The organism is Streptomyces rishiriensis (assembly GCF_003112535.1).
Classification (GTDB): Bacteria; Actinomycetota; Actinomycetes; order Streptomycetales; family Streptomycetaceae; genus Streptomyces; species Streptomyces rishiriensis.
The window spans coordinates 1-22448 of the sequence record NZ_BEWA01000010.1 but is presented as its reverse complement, the minus strand read 5'-3'; the positions used below and the strand labels follow the sequence as shown (position 1 = coordinate 22448).

Here is a 22448-nt window from a genome sequence, read left to right as displayed (position 1 = left end):
CCGGCACAGCCGAACGGGCGCGAACCGGCACAGCCGAACCGGGCCGGCGCGTACCGGTGTGACGCAGAGCCGCGGGATCGCCCGGTGCAGGCCTGGAGTGCCCGCCCACGCCGCCCCGGGCCGGTGATCACCGGCTCGCCTATAGTGCGGAGGTGACGACGAACGGCCACTCCCCCGGACGGACGAGCCCGGGAACGGCGTCCTCGCTGCGTATGGCCCTGCGCGTGGTCAACGCCGTGCTGGACCGCGAGGCCTCCGGCCGCACCGGCTTCAACGTCAGCAGGATCGCCGACGAGGTCGGCATCGAGCGGAGCAAGGCGTCGCGCACGACTCAGGACCTGTGTGACAAGGGGTTCCTCGAACGCGGCGACGACTCGACGTTGCGCGCCGGCAACGCCTTCTTCACCACGGCCGCGTCGTTGCACCCCGGCCTGCTCCGTCGCAGTCGCCCCCTCCTGCGCCGCATGGCCGTCGCGCACGGCGCCGGGGCACGGCTCTCCGTGCGCGACGGCGTGCAGGTGCGGCTGCTGCGCGCCGAGTCCGCCGCGGGCTTCGCCCAGGGGTGGCAGGGCCGGGCGAGTCTCGTCACCCCCTGCTGGTGCACCGGCGCCGGACGCGCCCTCCTCCTCGACCACACCGTCGAGGAGATCACCGTTCTCCTCGACGACTACGAACTGATCGGCGTCGGCGGCCCCAACGCGGCCCACAGCGCCGGGGAACTCGCCGCGGCCAACGACCGCGACCGTCGGCGCGGCGTCGTCGTCGCGCGGGGGGAGTTCGAACACGGCGTCACCGAGTACGCCGTACCCGTACGCGACGGCGGCGGTGGCGACGGCACCCGCACCCGCGCCGGCACCGGCACCGGACACATCAGGGCCGCCCTGTCGGTCGTCGGCAGAGAGCAGGACCTCCTGCCCCACGAGGAGGCGATCCGCACCGACCTCACCGCTGCGGCCGAAGCGCTGGGGGAAGCGTTCGACGGCCACGGCCTGCCCCGGTAGCGTCTCCGCAGCCCGGGTCGCGCGCGATGCGCGCCCGGCGTGTCTGCCGGAACCGCTCGGGCGCCGGCGTCGTCTTGTGCGCTGACTGCGTGCGAGGCAGGCAGGGAAATGGGGGACGTCGTGACGCGGAACGTGACGAAGGCCGGTCTCATGGTGATGACCATCATGACGGTGCTCGGGGCCTCGGCCTGCGGCGGGAAAGCCGGCGCGGCGGCCGGAAACAGCGGTACCGGCGGAACGCCGTCCGCGCACGGCAAGGCGTCCTCCGTGACGTCCGCCGGGGAGGGGTTGTCGTCCGACTCGGCGCCCGGGGCTCCCGGCGCCGTCGGGAAGCTGTCCGGGGTGGCGCAGAGCGCGGCGTCTCCTCTCACCCGGCACGTGCCGTGGAACCTGGACATTCTGGACCAGCGCTCGCGGCCGCTGAACGGGAAGCTCACCACGACCGCCACGGGCAAGGGCGTGCACGTCTATGTGATCGACACCGGGATGGACGTCGCCCACAAGGAGTTCGGCGGACGCGCCCGGCTCGGCGCCGACTTCGTGGGCGCGAAGAACTCCGGCGACTGCTTCAGCGAGGACGGCATAGGCCACGGCACGTTCGTCGCGGGCGTCATCGGCGGCGCCAAGTACGGGGTGGCGCCCAAGGCGGAGCTCGTCCGGGTTCAGGGCGTCCTGTGCGAGAGCGAGGGCGGCGGCTCCCCCGCGGCGGCCGAGGCCGCTCTGGTGAAGTCGGTCAACTGGGTCACCGCGCATGCGCAGAAGCCCGCCGTGGTGAACATGTCGCTCAACCTCGACCACCGGTCGACGGCCCTGGAGGCCGCGGTGAAGAAGATGGTCGACGCGGGGATCCCGACGGTGGTGTCGGCCGGCAACTTCCGTGACGACGCCTGCCGGCACTCCCCGGCCGGCGTCCCCGGCACGATCGTCGTGGCGGCCTCCACGACGACCGACCGCCCGTGGAGCGACACCGGCTCGTACGGGTCGGGGTACGGACGGTGCGTGGACCTGTACGCCCCCGGCCAGAAGGTGACCGCCGCCCTCGCCGGTGGCGGCACGGCGACGGAGGACGGCGGCGCGACCTCCTGGGCCGCACCGCACGCGACCGGCGTGATCGCGCTGTATCTGTCGGCCCACCCGCACGCCACGGCCAAGGAGGTCCACACCTGGCTCGACCACACGGCCACCCGTGGCGTCCTGCACGGCGTACGCTCCGACACTCCCAACCGGCTGCTCAACACCGGCGGCCTCTGATCCGGCCCGGCTGCTCAGCGCAGCCGGTCTTCGCCCGGGCCCGGCCGCTCAGCACCGCAGGTCGCTGGTCCGGGCCGTGGCCGCTAACGGTGCTCGGGATTCTCGTAGTCGTGTCGGCAGCCCGCGTCCCAGGCGGTGCGCTGGTTGCCGTAGGCGGGAATGCCCCCCAGATCCTTCAGCGCCCGCGCCATGTGCAGCAGGTTCCAGGTCATGAATGTGGTGTTGCGGTTGGTGAAGTCGTTCTCCGGTCCGCCCGAGCCAGGGTCGAGGTAGGAGGGGCCGGGCCCGGCCTCGCCGATCCACCCCGCATCCGCCTGGGGAGGAATGGTGTAGCCCAGGTGCTGCAGGCTGTAGAGGACGTTCATGGCGCAGTGCTTGACGCCGTCCTCGTTTCCGGTGATCAGGCAGCCGCCGACGCGGCCGTAGTAGGCGTACTGGCCGGCTTCGTTGAGCAGACTGGAGCAGGCGTAGAGACGTTCGATCACCTGTTTCATCACCGAACTGTTGTCGCCCAGCCAGATGGGTCCGGCCAGCACGAGGATGTCGGCTGCCATGACCTGCCGGTACAGATCCGGCCAGGCGTCCCTCTCCCAGCCGTGCTCCGTCATGTCGGGCCACACCCCCGTGGCGATGTCGTGATCGACGGCCCTCACCACGTCGACCTGCACGCCCTGGGCGCCCAGGACGGCGGTACTCCGGTCGATCAGCCCCTGGGTGTTGCTCGGCTCCGGCGAGCGTTTGAGGGTGCAGTTGATCACCAGGGCCCGCAGGTCGTCGTACCGGGCCGGGGGTGTGTCGCTCGAGGGCGACGAAGCGGTCACGCGAACCTCCAAGAGCTTGCCGCGACCCCGAGCTCGGCGGCGCGTCCCTGCACGCATACAGATCAAGCCTGCGGTCCGCCCCTGCCGGACGCCACCACAGCTCCTCCGAACGCGCAGGGTCGCGCAGCAGTGCGGTGGCTGAGCCGGAGACGGGCGGGACGGTGCACGCACCGTGGACGGATGTAGCGGATGTAACAGCTGCTACATTTTTCGATGTGACAGGGCTGGGAGCATCGGGCCGGTGGCTCGTCCTCGTGATCAAGCTGGCCGCGGAACCGTCGCGGCACCGCGTGGCCGTCTGGCGCGAGCTGCGCAAGGTCGGCGCGGTCTCACTGGGGCAGGGCATCTGGGCCGTGCCGGACGTGCCGGTCTTCGCCGACGGCGTCATGCGGGCGCTCGCCCTCACCGAGCAGGCCGGCGGGCAGGCGATGACGCTGGACGCCTCGGGTCGCGGGCCGCAGGACGCCGCCCGTCTGCGAGAGCTGTTCACCGCGGCGCGGTCGGCCGACTGGACCGAGTTCCTCGCCGACTGCGGCAAGTTCGAGGACGAACTGGCCAAGGAGATCCGCATCGCCAAGTTCACCCTCGCCGAACTCGAAGAAGAGGAGCAGTCGCTGGAACGGCTGCGGCGCTGGCACCGCGACCTGACCGCGCGGGACGTGTTCGGCACGCCCGAGGCGGCCGAGGCCGGAGAACGGCTCAGACAGTGCACGGCCGCCTGCGAGGACTACGCCGAGCGCGTCGTCGCCGCCCTGCACCAGACCCCGGAGCCGGGCCGGTGACCGCGGCGAAGACGCAGGCCGCGCCGGCCCGGCAGATGTGGCCGCTGTACGCGGCGGGATTCACGACGGCCTTCGGGGCGCACGGCATCGCCGCCAATCTCGGCGGTCGCTCGGACGACGCCGTCACCTCGCTGCTGGTTCTGGGCGGACTGCTGGCCCTGTACGACGGCGCCGAGGTCCTTCTCAAACCGGTCTTCGGCACCCTGGCCGACCGGATCGGCGCCCGCCCGGTGCTGCTGGGCGGGCTCGTCGCGTTCGCGGCCGCCTCCTCCGTGTACATGGTGGCGGACAGTCCGGGCCTGCTGTGGGCGGCCCGCCTGGGCCAGGGTGCGGCGGCAGCGGCGTTCTCCCCGTCCGCCGCCGCCCTGGTGGCCCGGCTCAACCCGGCCGCCAAACGCGGCCGGGCTTTCGGCGGTTACGGCTTCTACAAGTCGATCGGCTACACCCTGGGCCCGCTCCTGGGCGGCGTCCTGGTGTGGGCCGGCGGGCTGGGTCTTCTGTTCGCGGTCCTCACCGCACTCGGCGCGGCCGTCGCCGCCTGGGCCGCGCTCGCCGTGCCCGACGTGGCGCCCCTGCCCAGAGCCCGACAGACGGTCCTCGACCTTGCCCGGCGCCTCACCCGACGCTCCTTCCTCGCTCCGACGTCGGCCCTGGCCGCGGCAACCGCCGCACTCTCCGTCGGGGTCGGCTTCCTGCCGGTCTCCGGCCGGGCAGCCGGCCTCGGTACGGTCGCCACGGGCGCGGCGGTGTCGGTGCTCGCCGCCTGTGCGGCCGTCGTGCAACCCAGAGCCGGACGGGCGCTGGACGAAGGGCGCCTCACTCCACGCGGCGGCATGAGCGCCGGATTGCTGATCGCTGCCGTCGGCCTCGCCTGCGCCACGCTGCCCGGTCTGACGGGTGTGTTGACCGGGGCCGCCCTGATCGGCGCCGGCACCGGGCTGATCACCCCGCTCGGCTTCGCCGCCCTCGCCGCCTCGACGCCGACCGAGCGCCTCGGGCAGACCATGGGCGCCGCCGAACTCGGCCGCGAACTCGGCGACGCGGGCGGTCCCTTGCTCGTCGCCGTGATCGCTTCGTCGACCACCCTGGCACACGGCTACGCGACCCTCGCGGTCCTGCTCGCCGCAGGGTCGCTCCTCGGCCTCGCCTCCCGCCGCCCCGGACCGACACCGCGGACAGCCGCACCCGAACACTGAAGCCGCCCTCGCCGGCGCCGCCGTCCGGTGGAACACCCGACGAAGCACGGCCCGCAGTGGGGCACGGGAGGACCTGTTCGTCGTTCAGGCCGTCGGGCCCGGGCACCCGCTTCGACGGATTCGTCCGCGCCTCAGCTGGGCAGGGACTCAAGGAATGTCATGAGCACGACTACCCTTCCCCCACAAGGAGGTCGATCATGCACGTCCGTACGCTGACCACCGGCGGCCTGGCCGCTGCCTGCCTGATGTCGATGGCCCTGGCAGGCGGCCAGGCCGCAGCCGCCCCCCACACGGTGAACGCCCCCGCAACCACCCGTGTGGTGACCTATGACGCAGGCGGCTCCGCGGAGTTCCGGAGCGCCGTCGACCGGGGCGCGGCGATCTGGAACGAGAGCGTCGACGCCGTCGAACTCCGGCCGGCCGCCGCCGGGCAACGGGCCAACATACGCGTCCTCGCGGACAACGGCTGGCCGCGCGCCCTGCCCACCACCCTGGGCAGCGGCACGGTGTACATCGGACGCCAGGCCGTCGACGAGGGGTACGACACCGTCCGCATCTCCGCGCACGAACTCGGGCACATTCTGGGTCTGCCGGATCGCAAGCCCGGTCCGTGCTCGAGTCTGATGTCCGGCTCCAGCGCGGGCACCGCCTGCACGAACCCCTACCCGAACGCCGCGGAGAAGGCCGAGGTGGAAGGCAACTTCGGGGGCGCCCTCGTCGGCCGGGTCCCCTCGGCGCGCGCCGAGGTGATCGTGGACTGACGCGCCCGCCGCGCCGCGGACGCCCCCTGGTGGTTCGAGGGAGGGTGTTCCCTCCCTCGAACCACGAGCCCCTGTCCGCAACCGCGGTGGCCGAAAAATGTGTCTCCCCACGCGTGGCCCGAAGCTCGGAGGGCGAAACCCGGGCCGCTCGGCCGCCTTGGGGGGATGGAATGGACACATGGGCAGTGCCCGGCTACACCGAGTCGCTGGAACTCGGGTCAGGGGCGAGCGGACGGGTCGTCCTTGCCGTGCACGAGAAGACCGGTGTTCCGGTCGCGGTCAAGTACCTCAGCGAGTCACTGCGCACCCGGCCGGGCTTCGTGCACGGGTTCAGGGCGGAGGCGCGGCTGCTCGGCGGACTGGAGAGCTCCTACGTCGCGGAGCTGTACGAGTACGTCGAAAGCCCGGACGGCGCCGCCATCGTGATGGAGCTGGTGGACGGCGTCTCGTTGCGAACCCTGCTGACCAGGGCGGCCCCGCTCGACCCCGAGGCCGCCCTCGTGGTCCTCAAGGGATCGCTGCTCGGTCTGGCCGACGCGCACCGCCTCGGCGTCGTCCATCGTGACTACAAGCCGGAGAACGTCCTGGTCGTGCCGGACGGATCGTCCAGGCTCGTGGACTTCGGGATCGCGGTGGACGTCGGCGCCAGCGCCGGGGCGGCAGGGACCCCTTCCTACATGGCCCCGGAGCAGTGGACCGGCGCACCCGCCTCTCCCGCCGCCGACGTGTACGCCGCCACCGCCACGTTCTTCGAGTGTCTGACGAGCCGCAGGCCGTACTCGGGCGACAACCTCGCCGAACTCGCCCTGCGGCACATCGACGCCCCGATCCCCGCCGACGAGGCCCCCGAGCCGGTACGGGACCTGGTGCGTCGCGGCCTCGCCAAGAACCCGGTGGAACGGCCCGCCCACGCCGAGGCGTTCGTCAGGGAACTGGAGGCGGCGGCCGGCGCCGCCTACGGGCCCGACTGGGAGGAACGCGGCCGCGACCGGCTCGCCGCGCTGGTGGCTCTGGTGCCGCTGCTGCTGCCGTCGGCCCGCCGCGCCCCGCGGAGCACCAAGGACACCGCGCGCACGGTCCTGAGCCGCGAACCGGCCCCCGGCGGGGCGCGGTCGTGGCTGCCCGGCCGGGCGGGGATGCTCGTGTCCGGTGCGGCCGTGCTCCTGGGGGTCCTCCTGTCCTACGGTCTCCGGCACGTTCCGGAGGCGACCGCCGCGCAGCAGGCTGCCCAGGCCCTGGCGACCACCAGTGCCCACCCCGCCGTGGAGCCCGGAGGGTCCGCCACTCCGACCGCGTCGGCCCCCTTCTCGCCGCCCCCGACTTCCACCGGGTCGCCGACCGCGTCACCGACCGCGTCACCGAGCCTGTCGGTCTCCGGTCCGGCGACCGCCGGCACCGGCGAGCCCTCCACATCCGCCACCGCGTCCGAACCCCAGGAGACGACGACGCCCAGCGGGCCGGCCACCGAGGCGACGCCGACCACGGCCGCCACGAGCGCGCCGCCCGCTCCCGCCGTCAAGGACGTCACGGTGACCGACTTCCGGCAGACCGGATCGACGACCGCCACGGCGACCATCTCCCTCACGACGGACGGAACCGGCCCGCTCTCCCTCACCGTCTCGTGGTTCACCGGCGACACCGGCAGCGGGGTCGGAGCACCGGACGGCGCGTCGCAGACGTTCCGTCGGAGCGGCGCCACCCAGTACACGCTGACCGTGGACCACACCTTCCGCAACGCGGGCTGCTACTGGGCCGTAGGGGCCGCCACCACTCCCGCCTCCGCCGACGGCGGCGGCTCGCAACAGCTTCTGACCAGGCAGTGTGAGATCCGATGACCGCGCCCGACGACCGCACCCTCGCCTCCGCCGAGGACCGCGAGCCCACCCGTACGCCCGACCCCGCGGCCGTGCGCCCGCCGTGCTCCGAACCCGGCCCCGCCGACGCCGAGTACAGCGCGACCGTGCTGGCCAGTCACTGGATCCAGCGGCCGTACGAGCCGGACGCCACCCTCGTCGAGCCGCTCTCCCCACAGCCCCGGACAACGCCGACACGAACTCCGACACAGGCACAGGGACCGGGACAGGGGCAGGCACCGGCACCGACGCCGGCTCCGACGCGGACGCCCACGCGGACGTTCGCGCCGGATCGGGTCGAAGGCACCGTGCTGCGCTTCGGCCCGGGCGTGACCGCCGCCACCGTCGCTCGACGTAGCGACAGGACGCTCACCGCCGTGCCGCCCCGTCCCACGCCCTCGCGCCGGCGGCCCCGCAGACACGCCCTGCCCGCCCTGGTGCTGATCTGCGTCATCGCGCTCCTCGCCTGGCAGCGCATCGGACCTCCCCTCACCGCGGGCGCGGTGCGGGTCACGGCCGGGCCGACGGTGCTGGGGTGCGGCGGCACCGCGGACATCGTCGGCCTCGTCACGACGAACGGCCGTCCGGGCACGGTCTCGTACCGCTGGACCCGGAGCGACGGAACGGCCTCGGGCGTGCTGCGCGAAGTGCTGGTCCGTGGCCGCAAGCAGGCCCGCCTGCACCTGCTGTGGACCTTCCAGGGCCAGGGCCGCTATGCGGCCCGGGCCGAACTGCACGTCCTCTCGCCCGTTGACCGAACGGTCGTCACCCACCTCACATACGACTGTCCCTGAATGGCAGTTGAGGGCGTGCGAACGGGTGATTCACGTTCACATACGGGCGGGGCGTGGAAGGTTCTGCTCAAGACTTGTCCAAATGCCGGACGGTTTCTCGCACCGGTGATCGGGTGCTCCACGACGGCTGTATGACCACCCCGGTTTCGGAGGATCTGGTGTCAGCACCCACCCGAAAGAGACGATGGCTCACGCTCTGCGCCATCACCGCCACCGCAGCACTCATCGCGACGCCCGCGGGCGCCAGGCCCGACAAGGACGGCCAGCCCTTCGGGGCGCGCACCCTCGCTCAACTCGCCGCCCAGCGCACGCAGTCCGCGGGCGCCATGAACCCCAGGGTGAAGGCAGAGGACGAGGACGACGGCAACGAGGCGGACGAGATCGCCGAGGGCGCGCAGCAATACGCCGAGGCGCGCACGTCACCCGGCATCGTCGCCCCCGGCGCGTACGGCGCCGCCTGGACCGGTCTGCGCAACCTGCCCGGCACCGGCGGCAGGTGGCGCAACGTCACCGACCTGCCGTACGACTCCGACGACTCCCGCTACCGTGACGTCGACTCCAACTCCAGCGGCGGCTCGGGCAACGTCACCGGCCGCATGGCCGCGATCGCCGCCGACGACGACGGCTACGTCTACGCCGGCAGCGCGGGTGGCGGCGTCTGGCGGTCCGCGCGAAGCGGCGGCCACTGGACGCCCATCAGCGACAGTCTGCCCTCGCAGTCCACGGGAGCGCTCGCCCTCGACGGCTCGGGACGGCTGTGGCTGGGGACCGGCGAGGCCACCACCAACGCCGACGCCTATCTCGGCAGCGGCGTCTACGTCCTGTCCGACCCCCATCGCGGCGCCTTCTCCCCCCGCAGCCGGGTCGGCGGCGACGAGCTGGAGTCCACCACCATCCACGAGCTGCGCTTCGGCGGCGGCAAGGTGTGGGCCGCCACCAGCGCCGGCGTGTGGAGTCATTCCACGAAGACGCCGAGGGGGGCCTGGAAGCGGGAATTCGCACCCCATCCCGAGTACCTGCCGGGCGGCTCGAAGGCGGACGACGACTCGGCCGCGTACAAGAACATCGCCAACGACATCGCGATCGACCCGAAGGATCCGAGCAAGGTCGTGCTCGCGGTCGGCTGGCGCAGCGGCGACGACTACAACGGCTTCTACACCAAGGTCGGCGGCGTCTGGACCCGCATCACCCACGGCTTCGGCGACCTGCCGACCGACGCGGACGACGTCGGCAACGTCACCTTCGCCCGCTCCGCCGACGGCTCGCGCTTCTACGCCGTCGACCAGTCGCCAAAACTGACCGCGTCCAACCCGGACAGCGGACTGGAGGGCGTCTACAGCGCCGCCTCGCCGTTCGGCCCCTGGACGAAGATCGCCGACTACAAGCAGCTGGCCGCGGACGGCTCGGCGCTGACCACCGCCGGCTACATGCCCGGCGTGCAGGCTTGGTACAACCAGTTCCTGACCGTCGACCCGAGCGATGCGCGGCACGTGTACGCCGGGCTCGAGGAGGTCTACGAGACGAAGGACGGCGGCGACACCTGGTCGACCGTGGGGCCGTACTGGAACTTCACCTTCCCCTGCTGGTCCATCGACCCGGCCAAGCAGACCGGCGACTGCAACCCGACCACCCACTCCGACCAGCACGGCGTCGCGATCGGCCGCTATCACGGCAAGAGCTTCGTGTACGTCGGCAACGACGGCGGCGTCTACAAGCGTCCGGTCGACGGCTCCCAGGACGCGTCCGGCCACGCCACCGACTGGACCTCCCTCAACGACGGCACCATCGACACACTGCAGTACTACTCGGTCGGCGTCGGCAAGGACCTCGACCACGGCGGCCTCTCCGTCACCGGCGGCCTGCAGGACAACGGTCAGTCCGTCCTGCGCAGCAACGACAAGGTGATGGGCTCCGACTTCGGCGGCGACGGCGGCGACACGCTCACCGACCCGGCCAACGGCTGCCACATCGCCGAGGAGTACGTCTACCTCGCCGTCCAGGTGACCCAGAACTGCGCCGTCAACGACGGCAGTTGGGTCACCGACCCCAGCAAGGCCACGTCGTACAACGTCGCCCCCGCCGACAACGCCACGAGCGAGGCCCGCTTCATCGCCCCGCTCACCGCCGACCTGAAGAGCAGCTCGACGTGGATCGCCGGCGGCCGCCACGTGTGGGTGCAGACGCACGGTTACGCCATCCGCAGCGGCGCCGAGTGGAAGAGCGTGTACGACCTGGGCGCCGGCCGCACCGCCACCGCCGTCGCGGCCTCGGGCGGCAAGGTCTACGCGGCCTGGTGCGGCCCCTGCAACAACCAGGGCTTCGCCCGCGGCATCTCCGTGGGCAACGCGGACGGCACCGGCTGGCACGACGTCACGCTGCCGGTCGACGGGACGGTGCCCAACCGCTACCTCAGCGGTTTCGCCGTCGACCCGAAGAACGCCGACCACGTCTTCCTCGCCGTCAACGGTTTCTCCCGGCACTGGACCGAGGGCCCCGGCGCCGGCGTCGGCCACATCTTCGAGTCCACCGACGGCGGCACCACCTGGAAGGACGTCTCGGCCAACCTGCCGGACGTGCCGGCCGACTCCGCGATCGTCACACCGAACGGCGGGCTCGCCGTCGCCACCGACCTCGGCGTCGTCTACCGCGCGCCCGGCCGCACCAAGTGGCAGCGCGTCGGCAGTCTCCCGGCGGTCGCCGCGCTCCAGCTGAAGCTGAGCCCCGACGGACGGACCCTGTACGCGGCCACACACGGCCGCGGCATCTACACCATCAGGGTGCGCGACTGCGGCTGACGCACACCGCGTGCTGACGGGAGGGGTGACCCATGCGGTTCTCCGGGGTCACCCCTCCCGCGCTTGCGGGGTCACGGTCAGGTCGAGGGTGAACGTGACGCGCGCTGCTCCCGCCACGTCCGCGGCTTTCGCCAGCGCGGTGATCGTGGCGCTGCCGCCCCGCGTGCCCGCGGACCGCAGCGCGGCGTGCGCGGTGCCGTCGGCATCCACGCGCCATCCGGATGCCAGGACGAAGACCGGCGCGGAACTCCGCACGGCCGTCCACCGCTTGTCGTCCGTGCGGGCCTGGAGCACCAGTGACACCACCGTCCCGGGCCGTACGCACAACCGCCGTCGGGGCGCATCGTCGGGCGCGACGGTGACCTCCGTCCGTCCCGCGACACAGGCGGCGGCCGGAGCCGAGGACGGGACGGCGGGCGAGGACGGGCTCGGCGCCGCCGCGCTCGCGGTACGGGTCGAGGCCGGGGACCTGGGGGCGGGCGAGGCGGGAGGAGCGGAGCCGCTCGTCGGCGCACCGCGCGGCGGCTCGGTCGAGTGGTTCTCGGACGCACCTCCGCCCGAGCCATCGCCGGGCGACGTGCTGCATGCGGCCAGGACGGTCACCACGGGCACGATCCATCCTGCGGCCCACCACCGCATCTCCCACCTCCCGGTCGGCGAGGAACAGGCTCCGGCTCCCAGCATGCCCCACCGCCGTCCCGGGCGGAGGAGAGGTCCGGCGAGAATGCCGCCGAAGAGCGGAGGCCGAAGCCCGGAAGCGTCCGTGGAGCGTGGCCCGTGGAGCATGAACCGAGCCCGAGCGGTCAGCGGGAGAGGCGATGCCGGGACTGACAGGGCTCAGGCGTTGGCGTGGCGCGGGGCGACCGCGTGCCGCCGTGCGCCGCGGTGCGCCGGCCTGTTCGCCACGGCGGGCCGGACGCGTTGCAGCCACAGGGAGGCCGTCACCAGCAGGCCGGTGAAGACCGCCAGGAGGAGTAGGGAGACCCACATCTGCCGGCTTGCGGGGTGGATCCATCCTGTCCAGGCCGCCGCGACCGTCCACATCAGGACTCCTGCCGCGTAGAAGGCGCGGATCCGGCGCAGCTGCCGCACGGCCCGCAGGGAAACCGGGTGATCAGTCTTCGGTGCCATGGCGACCGTGTACCCCGGTGCGCGGTGTTCAGCCGACGATGTTCGCCTGCCGTCCGCTCGCCTCTACCGCTGGCGATCGGTGCGTCCTTCCATGTCGCGCCGTACGCCTGCGCCTTGGTCTTCGACGAGCCCGGCTTCGTCCGGGAGGTCCAGGACGCTGCCGCAGTGACGGCACAGTTTCCCGTCTTCCGCCGGCGTGCCGCACGCCTTGCAGAATCGGTTGCCCTTCTCGTTCTCGCTCTGCTGCGTCATGACTCTCCCAGGCTGGGTGGACGGTGAGGGATGCAAAGTACCCATGGCGCGCGCGTTGATTCCCCGGGGCGACTGCCTCACTTCCGCTCGGCCTGATGGCCGGGTGGTACGCATGGCAGCGCGACCCGGAGGCGGTCAGGCCGTTTGGGACGGCAGGTCGACGCCCAGCAGCCCGAGGAATGCGGAGGCGGCGGGTGACGGGGTGAACCGGCTCCAGATGAGACGCTCCACCCGTACCGGTCCGTTGGTGATCGGGACGCACCGCAGCCCGTGCAGTTCGGCGGTGAACGCCGCGGGCAGCAGGGCTACGCCCAGTCCGTTGCGGACCATCCGGACCATGAGTTCGACCCCGGACACCTCGAAGGCGACCTCACGGCGCAGGCCGGCCGCCGCGAACGCCTGGTCCGACTGGGCGCGAGCGGCGCTGCCGTCGGCGAAGTCCACGAACGCCTCCTCGGTGAGGGAGGCGAGGTCCACCTCCTGTTCCGTGGCCAGCGGGTGGTCCGGCGCCACCACCGCGACATGCCGCCCCTGGGCGAGTTCCCTGTCACGGACCCCCTGCGTACGGAAGCCGGGCTGTACGCCGAGGAAGGCCGCGTCCAGGAGGCCGTCGCGCACGTGCTCGACGAGCCGCTCGCTGGAGCCCGCCCGGAGAGTGATCCGTACCTGGGGGTAGCGCCGACGGTAGTCCCGGAGCACGGCCGGGAGGTCGACGGCCGCCACGGTGGGGATCGATCCGACGGTCAGCCGGCCCCGTATCTCGCCGGTGGCCGCCGCCACCTCCGCCCGGGCCCGCTCGGCCGCCTCCAGGGCCTGACGCGCGGCGGGCAGGAACGCCTCTCCCGCGGCGGTCAGCCACACCCGGCGGCTGGTCCGATCGAACAACCGGGCGCCCAGCTCCTTCTCCAGCCGTGCCACTTGGTGACTCAGCGCGGACTGGACGATGTGGCACTGCTCGGCGGCGCGGGTGAAGCTGGCGGTCTCCGCCACCGCGAGCACGTAGCGCATCTGCTGAAGATCCATCGGCCCATCGTGAAACGAGCTGGATCGAATGACAAACATGCGTTGGACCGATGAATGCCGGCTCGGCGATGATCCCCTCAGGGGCAGGCCACGGCAGCCGCCGACCGGCCGCCGTGGCACGGCGGGACCCGGAGCCGCGGGCCCCGCCGTACCGCCCCACCGGCGCCCCCGGGCGCCCCGACCCCAGGGAGACTCCATGCGTGTGATCGCCTTCGATCATCTCGTCCTCAACGTCGCCGACATCGAGCGTTCGCTGGCCTTCTACACCGGCCCTCTGGGGCTGCAGCCGGTGCGGGTGGACGAGTGGCGGGACGGCAAGGCCCCCTTCCCGTCCGTGAGGGTGAGCCCGACCACCATCATCGACCTCGTCACGACGCCCGCGGAACGGTCGCAGATCTCCAACGTCGACCACATCTGCCTGGTGGTCGAGCCGCTCGACTGGCAACAGGTCGTCGATTCCGGCGTCTTCACGGTGCTGGACGGTCCCGCCGAGCGCTTCGGCGCCCAGGGCACCGCGGTCTCCCTGTACGTGCAGGACCCGGACGCCAACACGGTGGAACTGCGCTGGTATCCGCAGGACGCATGAGCCTTCCCCCGGTCACCCATCGGTGTCGGCCGTGGGGCCTGACATGGCGTGAATGAGCTCGGAAGGGGATCGGAGGGGCATCGCAGGGCGATCGGGTGACCAGCGGCCCAGGTTGTGGCGGACGCTACGCGTCGGCCGACCTCACCGACGTCAGGCGTGCCATCTCCGCGTCCGAGAGCCGAAGTGCGCCGGCCGCCATGTTCTGCGCGAGATGGTCCGGATCACCGGTCCCCGGGATGGCCAGCACGTGCGGACCTTGTTGCAGGGTCCAGGCCAGCCGGACCTGCGCGACGGACACGCCGTGCGCGCGGGCGACGGCGCGCACCGCATCGCCCTCACCGGCGACCGGACCCGCTTCGCGCCCGGGACCGGCGATCGCGAAGAACGGGACGAAGGCGAGAGCGAGTTCACCGCAGCGCTCAAGGACGGCCCGGTCCTCATGCGACGCACCGATCCCATAGGGGTTCTGCACACAGACGACCGGGGCGATGGCCCGGGCCTCGGCCAGCTGTTCGGACGTGACGTGGGAGAGACCGAGGTGGCGGATCAGTCCCGCATCGCGCAGCGCGGCCAACGCGCCGAAGTGCTCGCCGATGGAACCGGTCCGCCGGCTCGGAGGCACGCGCAGGTTCACCACGTCCAGGTGATCGCGGCCGAGTTGGCGAAGGTTCTCCTCGACCTGGCCCCGCAACTGCTCCGGCGCCGCCCACCACCATGCGCCCGAGGGGTCGCGGCTCGGCCAGACCTTGGTGGCGATGACCAGATCCTCCGGGTAGGGGGCCAGCGCTCGGTTGATCAGCTCGTTGGCGGAGCGCGTGGCCGAGAAGTAGTAGGCGGCGGTGTCGAGGTGGTTGACGCCGAGCTCGACCGCGCGCCGGAGCACGCCGATCGACCGGTCGCGGTCACGCGGCACGCCGCGGTCGAAGGGCTCGGTACCCGTCAGGCGCATCGCGCCGAACCCGACGCGGTTGACGGTCAGGTCACCGAGTCGCCAAGTGCCCGCTGCTGCAGACGTGTTCGTTCGTGGGCTCATGACGTGGATCTCCTCTTGCCAGCTGGGAAGGCGGAACCGACAGGGCGCGGCGCATTCAGCCCGCTCGGCGGGGCGAGCAGCCCATAACGGGTCCAACGAGCTCCGGGACACGAGACCCCGGGCAGGAAAAAAGCCTCCCCGGCGGATCAGAGTCCGCACCGGGAAGGCTCATGTGATGCCCGACATTCTAGCAGGGCGGGGCAGGCGATAAGGGGTCTTCCAGGAGGCCGATCGACCGGCGTGCGTGGACCGGCGCACGGACCGTCAACGGCCACGCGCAATCGCCGGCCGGGCGAGATCCATGACGGCGATAGCGTCCCAGATCCAGCAGACGACGGCGGTTCCGTCCGGCACCGACCCCGTGGCCAGCACACCCGATCCGACGGTGCCCAGCACGGCGCCCGGTGCTGTGCGCGACCAGGCCCCACGATCAGGACCACCGATGCCCGACCAATCAGCTCCAGGAAGCGGGCTGACGAACGTACCGTGTGATCACAAAGCGGTCCGCAACGTCACTGAATGATTCGCGAAGCCGTTCCGCTCGTAGAAACGGATCGCATCGGCGTTGGCGGAGTAGGCAGTCACCTCGGCCAGTTCGGCCCCCACTTCCCTGGCCCAGGCAGAGAACTGCGCGATCATGCGCTCCCCGAGCCCGCTACGGCGATGGACCGGCTGCACATACATGCTCACGAGCGTCGCGACCTTGACCGGCCTCATCGCAGAGCCCTCGGCCGCGGCCCCGGCGAGGTGTCCCACGATCTCCCCGTCACGGTCCGCGACGAGCATCAGCCTCGTCGGGTCGCCTATGCCGGCGGCGAAGCGCTCGGCCCCGAACTCACGGGGCCAACCTATGGAGACGCTCGGATCTCTCGTCCCGGCGTCCTCGGCGAACAGTGCGCTACTGCACGCCACCAGTCCATCCACATCGGCCGGCTGTGCACGGCGGACGCTCACCCCAAGATGCTGATCACTCATACCGCGTGACGGTAGCCGAGGCCGCTGACAGCCAAGCGTGCGTCATGCGTCGGGCGCTCCTTCACACACCGTCGCGCCCAGGGCACTCGCCGGAGCGGCGCAGGCACCGCGACGCAGTGACCGTCCGCGCCCCATCAGTCCCCCTCCAGCTCGCTGCCTGGCCGGTCTGTGGTCATGGCTTCCGGGTGGCCCGGTGCACGAAGGCGGGCGGGAGGTTCCGCCACACCACGGTCGATCGTTCCAACCGGTCGAAACGGCGGCCCAGTTCGGCGGTGAAGTCACGTGCGGGCGGAGTCCAGGCCGCGTGCACATACGCGAAGGTGGTGAATCTGCCGCCGGGAACGAGGACTTCGGTCACGGCGTCCAGGATGTGCCCCCGTCGCTCCCGTGGCATGACCGTCCACGGCAGCCCGGATATCACCGCCTCGACCGGTTCGCCCACCGCGGCGGCCAGCTCGGCCGCCGAACCCTGCACCACGGTCAGCCGTGTGTCGCGCCGGGTGGCCGACAGCCGTGCCGCGAGCACCGGGTTGAGCTCGACGGCGACGAGCCGTGCCTCGGGTGCGAGCCGGGCGAGGACGGCGTCGGTGAACACCCCGGTTCCCGGACCGAGTTCGACGACGGTCCGGGCACGCTCGAGACCGACGGATGCGGTCATCGCGTACGCGAGCCGTCGTGAACTGGCGGCGACGGCACCGGTCATGAGAGGCCGTCTGAGGAATTCGGTGGTGATCGACATGACCGACATGCTGGAAGCGCACCGGGGAGCCGCACGTCGTATCCCCGGCCGGTGCGCGTACGACCGCGGGAGGACCCCGGGACGCCCCGCAGGACGATGCGAGGGAGCGGGGCCCAACCGTAGCGTGAGGTGGTGCATCGGCTGATGGAGACCCTGCCCCGCTTGCGGCGCGGCCACCCGTGGCTGACCGACGTCCTGCTGGTGGTGCTGGTGGCCGTGCCCCCGGTGATCCGTCCGCAGCCGGGCTGGCGGCCGGTCTGGGTGCAGACGGTCGTGTACACGGCCCTGGTGCTGCCCCTGCTGTGGCGCCGCCGCCGGCCGGTACTCGTCGCGGCCCTGGTGACGGCGGCGTTCTGGGCGCAGTATCTCGGACATGTGTGGGGGCAGGAACCGGGGCGCGGCACCGTCGCGCTGGCCGCGGTCCTGGCCACTCTCACGGTGCGTGGCCTGCGGCGCGCCGCTGCGGCGACGGTGCTCTGTGCCGGCGTCTGCGTGCTGCTGTGGATTCCCGGGTGGCAGCGGGAGTCCATGGGTCCGGGCGCTCGCGGCGGCTGGCTCACCCCGCTCGCGGTGGGGCTCCTGCTGGCCGGGGCCTGGGTGTTCGGCGAGTACATCCGTGCTCGGCGCGCCTACATCGCGGAGTTCGAGCGGCGGGTCGCGCTGGCCGGGTCAGAGCGCCTCGCCCTGGCTCAGGTCGCCGTCGCCGAGGAGCGGGCGCGCATCGCCCGAGAGATCCACGACGTCCTCGCGCACAGTATGAGCGTGATGGTGTTGAACGCCGAGGGAGGCAGGCTGATGCGGCACGTCGACCCGGACGTCGTCGATCGCACCCTCGGCGTCATCAGCGCGACCGGCCGTGAGGCCCTGGGTGAACTGCGCCGGCTCCTGGAGGTGCTGCGAACGCCGGTCGCGGACGCCTCAGCCGGCACCCCCGGCACACCTGGCACCCCCGGCACCGTATCCGATCCCGGCTCCCGCCTCGGCTCCGGCCCTGGCTCCGACTCCGGCTCCGGCCTCGGTTCTGACCCCGGTGGGGCCGGCGAGTCCCTCTCGGACGGTCTGCGGCGGCTGGTCGGGCGCCTCAACACGAGCGGCACGCGGGCCCGGTTGGACCTTCACGGAGAGCGCGGCGGCCTCGCCGCGGATCTCACCGTGCAGACGTACCGCATCGTGCAGGAAGCGCTCACCAACGTCGTCAAGCACGCGTCGCCGGACGCCACGATCCACGTGCGGGTCGACACCGGTGTCCAGGGGCCCGGGCGGCTGGTGCACGTGCGGGTGGAGAACTCGGCCGGAACCGGAGCGGGAGCCGCCGCGGAGCGGCCCGTCCCGCTTCTCTCCTCCGGTCGCGGACTCACCGGAATGCGCGAACGCGCCGCCCGGTACGGCGGGAGTGTCGAGGCCGGGCCCACACCCGAGGGCGGCTACCGGGTCGCCGCCACCCTGCGCTCCACCGAGCCCGTGCCCGAGCCCGTGCCCACTACGGCGACCTCATGACCGATCCGACGTCGCCCGCGCCCCCGCCCGCGGCTCCGAAGCCGGCATCGTCCCGTGTGCTGATCTGCGACGACCAGGAATTGATCCGGATGGGGCTGCGCATGGTCGTCGACAGTCAGCCCGATCTCAGCGTGGTGGGCGAGGCCGCCGACGGGGACGCGGCGATCGCGGCCGTGGCCGCCCTGGAGCCGGACCTCGTCCTCATGGACGTGCGCATGCCCGGCCTGGACGGACTCGCGGCGACCGAACACCTCTGTGCGCAGCCCCATGCGCCCCGGATCCTCGTCGTCACCACCTTCGACCTCGACGAGTACGCCTATGCGGCCCTGCGCGCCGGCGCGAACGGCTTCCTCGTCAAGGACGCCCCCGCCGAGGAGATCCTGGTGACCGTGCGTGCCGTGCTGCGGGGCGAGGTCATGGTGGCGCCCTCACTGACCCGGCGTCTGGTCGAACGCTTCGTCCTGAACGCCCCTGCCCCCGCCTCCGCGGCCGGCCAGCGCAGCCGTCTGGCGGCTCTCACCGAGCGGGAGCGGGAAGTGCTCGCCCTGGTCGGGCGAGGACTGGCCAACGGGGAGATCGCCGGCAGCCTTTTCGTCGGGGAGACGACCGTCAAGACCCACCTCGGCCGCATCCTCACCAAACTCGGCCTCCGCGACCGTGTCCACGCGGTGATCTTCGCCTACGAGAGCGGGCTGGTCCGGGTCGGGGACTGAGCGGCGACGGACATCCCGCCGGGCGGCCGGCCTCGCCGCGGGTCCGGCGGCACCCCTCACCCCTGCCGCGGTCCGGGCCGAAACCCAGGCCTGGATCCGGCAGGTTCCAGCAGTCGGCGGATGCGGTCGTGCTCGGCGGCCATCTCCGGTGTGGCGAGGAAGTCGTCGAGATCGGCGGAGACCTCGTGGTCGACGTCCTCGATGGAACGGATGGCGAGTTCGTAGAGCTCGCCGCGCCGGTTCTGCTCCAGGTAGCTCTTCCAGTGCGCCAACGCGCTGACGGCGGTGAGGACTCCGGTGTCCAGATCGTCTTCGACGAGGATGCCGTCGTAGATCGTGGCAAGCTTGTCCCGCAGCTCGGCGGCGCTGATCGTCAGGACGTTTCCGCAGGCGGTGGCGAGCGCGACCCGGGCCTCGTCGGTGAGTTCGTCCTCGGCCGCACCGCGGAGCAGCGCAGGCCGTACCAGACGAGTGACCGTCTCCTCCCCGAAGGCACGGGCGTCGTCGTCGGTCGCTCCGACGACCAACCGCAGGACGTCCGCCTCGAGTTCGCTGTAGTTCACGCCCGCAGCCTAAGCGGTCCGGGGGCCGTGCGGAGCAGGTGACGCCAGGGCGTCCCCCGTGGCCCAGAACGACGCCGCACCCTGTCGAGTAGCGGAAGCACTCGAGGTCCTTCGAGTGGTCCGGCAGACCGCTGGTGGGGTTTGGAGTTGACGAAGCGTCACCTGATGTCAGGCGTGAGGGAGTTGCGGGAGGCGCTTGCGCAGGGTGTCGTCGAGACCCTGTGCCGCGGTCGACGAGGGACAGCGCCACCGCTCCGCTGCAGGCCTTGGCCGTGCTCGCGATCCGCATGTGGTCGTTCGCCTGCGGCCGGCGGCCCGTCGCCAGGTCGGCGCCGGGCCGACGGCCCGGAACACGCGGGTCTGCTTGCCGTCGCGCAGCAGGGCGACGATGCGGCACGAAGAGAACGCGCGGGGCACAGAGGCATCCTGGCTCCTGAAGATGGACGACGGGCTGTTGCAGGTCAGGCCGCACCGGCCGCAGATGCCGGCGCGCCTCCCGTTGCCGCAAACAGCCCAGTCGGCCCTGCCATGGCCGTTGCCCCACGGCGCCGATGTCGGTCACCGTCAACCGCGCCGGTACGTCCGGGACCGCAGGGCGCCGTCCGCCCCGTTCTTCTTCTCCGCAGGTTCAGCCTGGTTCAGCAGGTGGAACTGCTGGAGATCTTTATGCCGGTGACGCTGTAGGCGTTCGTGAACACGGTCTCGGTGTTCGGCGGCAGGCAGATCGAGTTCCCGTCCTGGAGCCGCAGATACGCCACGTCGTCGTTCCGCGTGTTCACGACGTGGTAGTGCGGGCGGGACCGGACCGTCTGGTAGGAACTCGTGACATCGCGGAACTTGGCGATCGGCGTGCCCGCGTTCCAGGCGTGCTCGTCCACGTAGAAGCAGACGTAGGGGTAGGGACAGCCGTTCGTGGGGGCCTCCGCCCGGGCTGCCGAAGCGCCGGCCACGGACATGACTGCGACGGCGGCACTCGCGCCTGCGAGGCCTGCCGCCTTTCGGATGAGGGACTTCATCGAACCTCCAGAGGTCGAGCGGATCGTCCGGCACGGCGGCCACGGAGTTGATCGCTTGCGTATGCCCCGGTCAGCAGGCCTGGTCGGGGCGACACCGAGAGCATCGGCGGTCACGGGAGTCCGACGCAACTCCCGTCGTCTCCTTGGCGACAGTGGAACCATCCCAGCCCATCTGACGTGCAGATATATGAGTGCCTGGGATACGGGATCGCGGGCGGACGACGGAGGAACGGTGTCGGGTCGGGACGATGTCGAGGTGTTCGCGGCGCTGCTGCGCCGGCTGAAGGACCGCACGGACCGGAGCTACGGCTCCCTGGCCCGTCGCGTCAACATGAACACCTCCACGCTGCACCGGTACTGCGCGGGCGAGGCGGTCCCGCAGGACTTCGCGCCCGTGGAGCGGCTCGCGGCCTTCTGCCAGGCGACGCCGCAGGAGCGACTCGAGCTGCACCGGCTGTGGTTGGCGGCGGTGGCGGCTCGGCAGCGGGTGCGTACGGGCGGACCTGCGGAAGCGGTGGTGCCGGTTTCAGCACCAAGACCGGCACCGGCGTGGGCGACAGCACCGGACGGGCAACGCGCCGAGGCCGGGGAAGGCGCCGAAAGCGGGGAGCCCGTCGAGGCCGGGGAACTCTCCGAGACCGGGGATCCCGTCGCGGAGAACAGCTCCGCGGGGCAACCCGGAGGTGCTCCCGGCCCGGACGCGTCCGCCCCCTCCCCTGCTCCCCGGCCTTGGTACCGCCGCCGACGGGTCCTGGCGTCGACTGCCGTCGTCTGCGCGGTGCTCGCCACTCTGAGCAGCACGCACATCCTGACGAACGACGACTCCTCCGGGGCGGACGCCTCTCGTCCCGGGGGCCCGCGGACGGCCGCGCCCGGCGCACCCCACCGTTCGGCGAAACCGTCGGCGACGGCCTCCCCCGCACCGTCCGGCAGCTCCGCGTCGCCCGGGCCCCGGCAAGAAAAGGCTCCCGCCTCGTCCGCCACCGGCCGCGATCCCGTCTCGTCCGCGAAGCCGGCCACGGAGCCGCCGCTGACCGTGAGCACCGACTCCGTCGTCTGGAACGAGGGCTGCGGCCACGAGTACGTCGTCGACAAGCCGCCCGCGCAGGTGCCTCCGCCGCCGGTCGAGCAGGACGCCGGGGTCTGGGCGTCGACGCAGGGCGCGGTGCACGGACGGGAGACGACGGTGCAGATCTCGGTGCAGGGGAGGTCGTCCACCGCTGTGGTCCTGGAGGCGCTCCATGTCCGCATCGTCAGCCGAGAGAGCCCGGAGCCCGGGAACGCGTACTCCATGGGCCAGGGCTGCGGCGGCGACATCACGCCCCGCAGCTTCACCGTGAACCTCGACGTCGACCGCCCGATCACCCGTCCGGCGAGCGGCGCCGACACCGGAAACGTCGTTCCCACCGTGCACTTCCCCTACCGCGTCTCCGCCGAGGACCCGGAGGTGCTGCTGGTCTACGCGACGACGCAGGCCTACGACGCCCGCTGGTACCTCGAACTCGACTGGTCCTCGCAGGGCCGAAGCGGCACGATCCGCATCGACGACCACGGCCGCCCGTTCCACACCACCAGCATCAAGGGAATGCCGCACTACTGGTTCGGCACGAACGACGCGGGCGAGCGCGCCTGGGTGCCCTCCGAGAGCTAGAGCCAACGCCGTTCA

Annotated in this window: 22 protein-coding genes; 12 read left to right on the top strand and 10 right to left on the bottom strand. The window is 72.0% G+C overall.

The genetic code is table 11. The features are described from left to right. The first annotated feature begins 152 nt into the window (after nt 1-152). Both Sri02f_RS17680 and Sri02f_RS17675 read left to right on the top strand, forming a co-directional pair. Nucleotides 153-1001 carry an IclR family transcriptional regulator domain-containing protein gene (locus tag Sri02f_RS17680; RefSeq protein WP_109002273.1) on the top strand — a complete coding sequence of 283 codons (849 nt, stop codon included), beginning with the start codon at nt 153-155 and terminating at the stop codon, nt 999-1001. A gap of 120 nt (nt 1002-1121) precedes the next feature. Then, nucleotides 1122-2252 (top strand): S8 family peptidase, encoded by a 1131-nt coding sequence (locus Sri02f_RS17675; protein ID WP_245970660.1) that lies wholly within the window; start codon nt 1122-1124, stop codon nt 2250-2252. 83 nt (nt 2253-2335) lie between these two features. Here Sri02f_RS17675 and Sri02f_RS17670 read toward each other — a convergent pair whose 3' ends face one another. Further along, entirely contained in the window at nt 2336-3073 is a 738-nt protein-coding gene (locus Sri02f_RS17670) for a flavodoxin family protein (RefSeq protein ID WP_109002271.1), read from the bottom strand. Between the two features lie 215 nt (nt 3074-3288). Between Sri02f_RS17670 and Sri02f_RS17665 the strand changes: the two genes are divergently transcribed. From Sri02f_RS17665 to Sri02f_RS17640, 6 genes are all read left to right on the top strand, one after another. Continuing rightward, nucleotides 3289-3855: a Chromate resistance protein ChrB gene (locus Sri02f_RS17665; RefSeq protein ID WP_109002270.1), complete on the top strand. Its 567-nt coding sequence runs from the start codon at nt 3289-3291 to the stop codon at nt 3853-3855. Between the two features lie 35 nt (nt 3856-3890). After that, entirely contained in the window at nt 3891-5051 is a 1161-nt protein-coding gene (locus Sri02f_RS17660) for an MFS transporter (protein ID WP_109002423.1), read from the top strand. A gap of 197 nt (nt 5052-5248) precedes the next feature. Next, nucleotides 5249-5812 (top strand): snapalysin family zinc-dependent metalloprotease, encoded by a 564-nt coding sequence (locus Sri02f_RS17655; protein WP_109002269.1) that lies wholly within the window; start codon nt 5249-5251, stop codon nt 5810-5812. A 170-nt stretch (nt 5813-5982) separates the two neighbouring features. Next, a complete protein-coding gene (locus tag Sri02f_RS17650; protein ID WP_109002268.1) occupies nt 5983-7647 on the top strand; it encodes a serine/threonine-protein kinase in 1665 nt (554 codons plus the stop codon). Further along, complete coding sequence (locus Sri02f_RS17645; RefSeq protein ID WP_245970659.1) at nt 7644-8459, top strand: hypothetical protein; 816 nt, start codon at nt 7644-7646, stop codon at nt 8457-8459. The genes Sri02f_RS17650 and Sri02f_RS17645 overlap by 4 nt, the downstream gene beginning before the upstream one ends. 158 nt (nt 8460-8617) lie before the next feature. Beyond that, nucleotides 8618-11254: a beta propeller repeat protein gene (locus tag Sri02f_RS17640; protein WP_109002421.1), complete on the top strand. Its 2637-nt coding sequence runs from the start codon at nt 8618-8620 to the stop codon at nt 11252-11254. A 48-nt stretch (nt 11255-11302) separates the two neighbouring features. On the opposite strand, the gene Sri02f_RS42845 is transcribed toward Sri02f_RS17640, so the two are convergent. From Sri02f_RS42845 to Sri02f_RS17620, 4 genes are all read right to left on the bottom strand, one after another. Beyond that, nucleotides 11303-11866 (bottom strand): hypothetical protein, encoded by a 564-nt coding sequence (locus tag Sri02f_RS42845; RefSeq protein WP_245970658.1) that lies wholly within the window; start codon nt 11864-11866, stop codon nt 11303-11305. Nucleotides 11867-12091: 225 nt separating this feature from the next. After that, nucleotides 12092-12385, bottom strand: coding sequence for a hypothetical protein (locus tag Sri02f_RS17630; protein ID WP_109002267.1), 294 nt, complete (start codon nt 12383-12385; stop codon nt 12092-12094). A 63-nt stretch (nt 12386-12448) separates the two neighbouring features. After that, a complete protein-coding gene (locus Sri02f_RS17625; RefSeq protein ID WP_109002266.1) occupies nt 12449-12637 on the bottom strand; it encodes a double zinc ribbon domain-containing protein in 189 nt (62 codons plus the stop codon). Between the two features lie 135 nt (nt 12638-12772). Further along, nucleotides 12773-13660 carry a LysR family transcriptional regulator gene (locus Sri02f_RS17620; protein WP_109002265.1) on the bottom strand — a complete coding sequence of 296 codons (888 nt, stop codon included), beginning with the start codon at nt 13658-13660 and terminating at the stop codon, nt 12773-12775. Nucleotides 13661-13856: 196 nt separating this feature from the next. On the opposite strand from Sri02f_RS17620, the gene Sri02f_RS17615 reads away from it, so the two are divergent. After that, the gene (locus Sri02f_RS17615) at nt 13857-14246 is read left to right on the top strand and encodes a VOC family protein (RefSeq protein ID WP_109002264.1); all 390 of its coding nucleotides are present in this window, start codon (nt 13857-13859) and stop codon (nt 14244-14246) included. A gap of 124 nt (nt 14247-14370) precedes the next feature. On the opposite strand, the gene Sri02f_RS17610 is transcribed toward Sri02f_RS17615, so the two are convergent. The 3 genes from Sri02f_RS17610 to Sri02f_RS17600 form a co-directional block, all read right to left on the bottom strand. After that, the gene (locus Sri02f_RS17610) at nt 14371-15279 is read right to left on the bottom strand and encodes an aldo/keto reductase (RefSeq protein WP_109002263.1); all 909 of its coding nucleotides are present in this window, start codon (nt 15277-15279) and stop codon (nt 14371-14373) included. A 492-nt stretch (nt 15280-15771) separates the two neighbouring features. Beyond that, nucleotides 15772-16254 carry a GNAT family N-acetyltransferase gene (locus Sri02f_RS17605; RefSeq protein WP_109002262.1) on the bottom strand — a complete coding sequence of 161 codons (483 nt, stop codon included), beginning with the start codon at nt 16252-16254 and terminating at the stop codon, nt 15772-15774. A gap of 172 nt (nt 16255-16426) precedes the next feature. After that, nucleotides 16427-16993 (bottom strand): class I SAM-dependent methyltransferase, encoded by a 567-nt coding sequence (locus Sri02f_RS17600; protein WP_109002419.1) that lies wholly within the window; start codon nt 16991-16993, stop codon nt 16427-16429. Nucleotides 16994-17125: 132 nt separating this feature from the next. Between Sri02f_RS17600 and Sri02f_RS17595 the strand changes: the two genes are divergently transcribed. Both Sri02f_RS17595 and Sri02f_RS17590 read left to right on the top strand, forming a co-directional pair. Continuing rightward, a complete protein-coding gene (locus tag Sri02f_RS17595) occupies nt 17126-18490 on the top strand; it encodes a sensor histidine kinase (RefSeq protein ID WP_159106717.1) in 1365 nt (454 codons plus the stop codon). Further along, nucleotides 18487-19203 (top strand): response regulator, encoded by a 717-nt coding sequence (locus Sri02f_RS17590; RefSeq protein ID WP_109002260.1) that lies wholly within the window; start codon nt 18487-18489, stop codon nt 19201-19203. The genes Sri02f_RS17595 and Sri02f_RS17590 overlap by 4 nt, the downstream gene beginning before the upstream one ends. 56 nt (nt 19204-19259) lie before the next feature. Here Sri02f_RS17590 and Sri02f_RS17585 read toward each other — a convergent pair whose 3' ends face one another. Both Sri02f_RS17585 and Sri02f_RS17580 read right to left on the bottom strand, forming a co-directional pair. Then, the gene (locus Sri02f_RS17585; RefSeq protein WP_109002259.1) at nt 19260-19766 is read right to left on the bottom strand and encodes a hypothetical protein; all 507 of its coding nucleotides are present in this window, start codon (nt 19764-19766) and stop codon (nt 19260-19262) included. 638 nt (nt 19767-20404) lie between these two features. Continuing rightward, nucleotides 20405-20782: a hypothetical protein gene (locus tag Sri02f_RS17580; protein WP_109002258.1), complete on the bottom strand. Its 378-nt coding sequence runs from the start codon at nt 20780-20782 to the stop codon at nt 20405-20407. A gap of 187 nt (nt 20783-20969) precedes the next feature. Here Sri02f_RS17580 and Sri02f_RS17575 point away from each other — a divergent pair, with 187 nt between their 5' ends. After that, complete coding sequence (locus Sri02f_RS17575; RefSeq protein ID WP_245970657.1) at nt 20970-22433, top strand: transcriptional regulator; 1464 nt, start codon at nt 20970-20972, stop codon at nt 22431-22433. Nucleotides 22434-22448 lie beyond the last annotated feature (15 nt).